The sequence below is a fragment of the Actinomadura rubrisoli genome (assembly GCF_004349215.1).
Classification (GTDB): Bacteria; Actinomycetota; Actinomycetes; order Streptosporangiales; family Streptosporangiaceae; genus Spirillospora; species Spirillospora rubrisoli.
On sequence record NZ_SMKU01000523.1, the window covers coordinates 1 to 4,516 of the forward strand.

5 protein-coding genes are annotated in these 4,516 nt (G+C 73.8%); 2 read left to right on the forward strand and 3 right to left on the reverse strand.

Features of this window, described 5'->3' with window-relative positions:
* Window positions 1-1,231 (forward strand): MFS transporter (locus E1298_RS44465; RefSeq protein ID WP_131903401.1); only part of this gene is annotated, 1,231 nt, incomplete at its 5' end.
* 6 nt (window positions 1,232-1,237) lie between these two features.
* Window positions 1,238-1,921 (forward strand): DsbA family oxidoreductase, encoded by a 684-nt coding sequence (locus tag E1298_RS44470; RefSeq protein ID WP_131903402.1) that lies wholly within the window; start codon window positions 1,238-1,240, stop codon window positions 1,919-1,921.
* A 9-nt stretch (window positions 1,922-1,930) separates the two neighbouring features.
* Here E1298_RS44470 and E1298_RS44475 read toward each other — a convergent pair whose 3' ends face one another.
* The 3 genes from E1298_RS44475 to E1298_RS44485 all read right to left on the reverse strand — a co-directional run.
* Window positions 1,931-2,713, reverse strand: a complete 783-nt coding sequence (locus E1298_RS44475) for an AfsR/SARP family transcriptional regulator (protein ID WP_131903403.1) — start codon at window positions 2,711-2,713, stop codon at window positions 1,931-1,933.
* 29 nt (window positions 2,714-2,742) lie between these two features.
* A complete protein-coding gene (locus E1298_RS44480; protein ID WP_131903404.1) occupies window positions 2,743-3,540 on the reverse strand; it encodes an ABC transporter permease in 798 nt (265 codons plus the stop codon).
* The coding region (locus E1298_RS44485; protein WP_341770709.1) for an ABC transporter permease at window positions 3,537-4,516 on the reverse strand (980 nt) is incomplete at its 5' end. The genes E1298_RS44485 and E1298_RS44480, both read right to left, overlap by 4 nt.

Consider the following 4,516-nt stretch of genomic DNA (forward strand, 5'->3'; position numbering starts at 1 on the left):
GTCGGGCATCGTGGTGTTCACCGTCGCCAGCCTCGTCGGCGGGCTGTCGGAGTCGGCCGGGATGCTGGTGGGGGCGCGGGCGGTCCAGGGGGTGAGCGCGGCGATCGTCGCCCCGGCCACGCTCACCGTGCTCGGCACCACCTTCACCGAACCGGCCGCCAAGGCGCGCGCGTTCGGGATCTGGGGCGGCGTCGTCGGCTTCGGCGGCGCGTTCGGCGTGCTCGCGGGCGGCGCGCTGACGGAGCTCTCCTGGCGCTGGACGCTGTTCGTGAACGTCCCGATCGGCATCGTCCTCGCGGTCGGGGCCGCGCTCGTCATCAGCGAGTACCGCGGCTCGGCGGCGGGCAGCAAGCTGGACGTGCTCGGGGCGGTCTGCATCACCGGCGGCCTGATGGCCATCGTCTACGGCATCGTCGAGGCCGAGCGCTACGGATGGGGATCCGGCCGGGTCCTGGCCTCGCTCGCCGGGGGCCTGGTCCTGCTCGCGCTCGCCGCCGTCGACCAGTTCAAGATCGCGTCGGAGCCGCTGATCCCGCCGGGCGTGTTCCGGTTCCGCGGCCTGTCGGCGGCCAACGGGGTGGCGTTCGCGGGCGGCGCGGCGATGTTCTCGATGTTCTACTTCATGACCCTGTTCCTGCAGGGCATCCTGGACTACAGCCCGATGAGGACCGGCCTGGCCTACCTGCCGCTCGCCCTCGCGATCCTGGTCGGGGCGGTGCCGGCGGGCAAGTTCGTCCAGAACGTGGGCGCCCGGCCGCTGCTGCTCACGGGCTCGGTGCTGTGCGCCGGCGGGCTGCTGTGGCTGTCGCGCATCGACGAGCACTCCACGTTCGCCGCCGACGTCCTCGGCCCGACGATGCTCATCGGCTTCGCGCTCGGCGTCCTGATGGCCGCGGTGACGGTCGCCGGGACGTCCGCGCTGCCGCTGCACCAGACCGGGCTCGGGTCCGGCCTCATCAACGCGACCCGGCAGCTCGGCGGGGCCCTGGGCCTGGCGCTGCTGGTGACGATCGCGGGCCACCGGACCAAGGACCTGCTGGCCGGCGGCGCGTCCGCCGACCACGCGAGCGTCGACGGCTTCGCGCTCGCGCTGGCGTGGTCGGCGCTGTTCCCCGCGGTCGCGGCCGTCATCGCGCTGGCGGTGCCGCGCAAGCAGGCGGCGGGCCCGGCGAAGGAGCCGCCCGCGCCCCCGCGCCCGGAGGCGATCTCCACATCCGCGACGGAGGACTGAGACGGCATGCTGACCGAGATCTGGTCGGACATGAACTGCCCGTGGTGCTTCATCGGCAAGCGGCGGTTCGACAAGGCGCTGGCGGCGTTCGAGCACGCCGGCGAGATCGAGATCCGCTGGCGGTGCCCCCGCGTCGACCCGACGGCGTCGAAGGACGGCTCCGAGACGCTGCCGCAGGCGATGATGCGCAAGCACCAGCTCCCCCTGGAGAAGGTGCTGCAGATGCTGGAGCAGGTGACCGTGCTCGCGGCCGCCGAGGGCCTGGAGTACCGGCTGCCCGAGGCCCGTCCGGTCGACACGTTCGACGCGCACAGGTGCGTGCGCCATGCCGGCCGGTACGGGCTCGCCTCGGAGATGATGGACCGGCTCTCCCGCGCCTACGCCATGGAGGGCCGGTCGCTGGCCGACCACGAGGAGCTGGCGCGCCTGGCCGCGGACGTGGGCCTCGACGCCGGCGAGACCCGGCGCATGCTGGCCGGCGGCGGCCACGCCGACGACGTGCTGGGGGACGTGGAGCGGGCGGCGGTGTTCGGCATTCACGCCGCGCCCACCTACGTCTTCAACGAGAAGTACGCCGTGATGGGCGCCGAGCCCACGGAGTACTTCCTGGCGGCGATCCGCCAGGTGTGGGCGGAAGGCGGGTCCGCGGGCGGTGGGAGCGCCCGGCAGGGCGAGGCCCGCACCCGCTGACGCCGCGGGTCATCCGGTGCAGCCGGGCGGCGGGCCCGCCATGGTGAGCGTGGGTTCCGGATCGGGGTCGTTGGCGAGCATCGCATCGTGCAGCTCCTGGAGCCTCATCGACGGTTCGAGGGCGAGTTCGTCGGCGAGCGTCCTGCGCACCTGCTCGTAGACGGTGAGGGCCTCCGGCCTCCGGCCGCAGTGGTAGAGGCAGAGCATCAACTGCGCGTGCAGGATCTCGTGCATCCGGTAGCGCATGCACAGGTCGCGCAGCTCGCTGACGTTCTCGCTGTACCGGCGCAGCGAGATCTTGATCTCGAAACGCTGTTCCAGGACGTTGAGGTGGCACTCCTCCAACCGGACGATCTCCCGGCGGAGGATCGGCCCGGGCGACAGGTCGCTCAGGGGCTGCCCGCGCCAGAGCCGGGCCGCCCTGTCGAGCAGGTCGGCGGCGTTGGCGCAGGCGTTGCGGTCCAGCTCGGCCCGCGCGCGTTCGATGTGCCGCTCGAAGCGGTGCAGGTCGAGGACGCCCTCGTCCAGCAGGAGCGTGTAGCCGCCGGGACCGGTGAGTACCAGTTCGTCGCCGAGGGTCTTGCGTAACCGGAGGATGTAGGTCTGCAGGGTGGCCATGGCGCTGCGGGGCGGATCGTTCTCCCAGAGCTCCTCGATGAGCTCCGAGGTGGAGACGCAGCGGTTGGCGTTGAGCAGGAACAGGGCCAGCGCTTGCCGCAGCTTGTGAGCGCTCGGTGTGATCGAGATGCCGTTCTGTTCCATCTGCAAGGGCCCGAGAACGCGGATCTGCATTTCTTCCTCTCTCGAAGAAACCCTTTCGGTCACCGGTCCAGCAGGCCCGTCCCGCGGCCGATACGGCGCACGGACAGGATGGTGGCGACCACCGCCAGGCCGGGGAAGGCGGCCGTCCACCAGGCGAGGGCCACGTAGTCGCGCGCGCCGGCCACCATCCCGCCCCACTCGGGCGCCGGGGGAGGCGGGCCGAAGCCGAGGAAGCTCAGCGACGACGAGGCGAGCATGGAGACGCCGACCCCGATGGCCGCCGCGGACAGCACCGGCTGGACGGCGTTCGGCAGGACGTGCCGCCAGGCGATCAGCGGCCCGGGCAGGCCGCTCGCCCGCGCCGCCTCGACGTACTCGCGGGACCGCACCCGCAGGACCTCCGCCCGGGTCAGCCGCGCGTATCCGGCGAACTCCGCCACGCCCACGGCGATCGCGATGTGGACGGTGCCCCGGCCGATGACGGCCACGACGAACAGCGCCAGCAGCAGGGCCGGGAAGCCCATCAGCAGATCGACGATCCGCATGAGCACGGCGTCGGCCGCCCGTCCGGCGAAGCCCGCCACCGTTCCCGCCAGGGCGCCGGTCGTCAGCCCGAACAGCGTGGCCAGCGCGCCCGTGGCCAGCGAGACGCGGGCACCGTGGACGACCCGGGCGAACACGTCGCGGCCGACCTCGTCGGTGCCGAAGGGATGCGCCGCGCTGGGGGCCTGGAGGACGCCCGCCGGGTCGGCCGCCTCCGGGCCCCGCGAGGTCACCAGGCCCGGCGCCACAGCACAGACGGCCAGGAACGCCAGCACCGCGACGGCCGCGAGGAGGCCCGCGCGCCGGGCGCTCACGGCGCGACCCGGGGATCGAGGAGGGAGTACAGGAGGTCGAGCGCGAGACTGATCGCGATGTAGCCCGCGGTGGTCAGGCAGACGAACCCCTGGACCACCGGATAGTCGTGGGCGTTCACGGCGTCCACCACCGTCCGGCCGAGGCCGGGCCTGGCGAACACGGTCTCCACCACGACGGCGCCGCCGAGCAGGCCCCCGATCGTGGTACCGGCCACGGTGAGCGCGGGGATGGCGGCGTTGCGCAGCGCGTGCCGCGTGAGCGTCCGCAGCCGTCCGGCGCCCTTCGCCCGGGCCGTGGTGATGAACGGCTGCGCCAGCGTCTGCCTCAGGCTGCCGCCCAGGATCTGGGCGATGAAGCCGGCCGTGGGCAGGGCCAGCGTCACGGCGGGCAGGACGAGGCTCTCCAGGCCCTGGTCGCCCGTCGCGGGCAGGAGCGGGAAGCGGAAGGAGAACAGTTCCATGAGCATCAGGCCGACCCAGTACGAGGGCAGCGCGGCGCCGACGATCTGCGTCGTGGAGAGCAGCCCGCCCAGCACCCGGCTCCCCGTCGCCGTCCCCGCGATCGCCAGCCCGGTGCCGAGCAGCAGCGCCAGGGCGAGCGCGCAGCCCATCAGCGCGAGGCTCCCCGGCAGCACGCGGCCGAGCGCCTGCGTCACCGGCCGGCCCGACTCGTAGGACCGGCCGAAGTCGCCGCGCGCCGCGTGCCCGAGGTAGCGGGCGTACTGGGCGGCCAGCGGCTGGTCGAGGCCGAGTTCGTGGCGGAGCGCGCGCTCCTGGGCGGGCGTGGCCGGCGCGGCGGACCCGGCGCCGTCGAGCATGATCTTCACCGGGTCGCCCGGCACCAGGTGGAGCATCGCGAAGGACAGCGTGACCGCCGCCCAGAGCACCGGCACCGCCGTCAGCAGCCGGCGCCCGGCGAACCGCAGCGCCCGGCCCCGGGGCACCGGGTCGCGGTGCGCCCCCTCGCGCCGCCCCC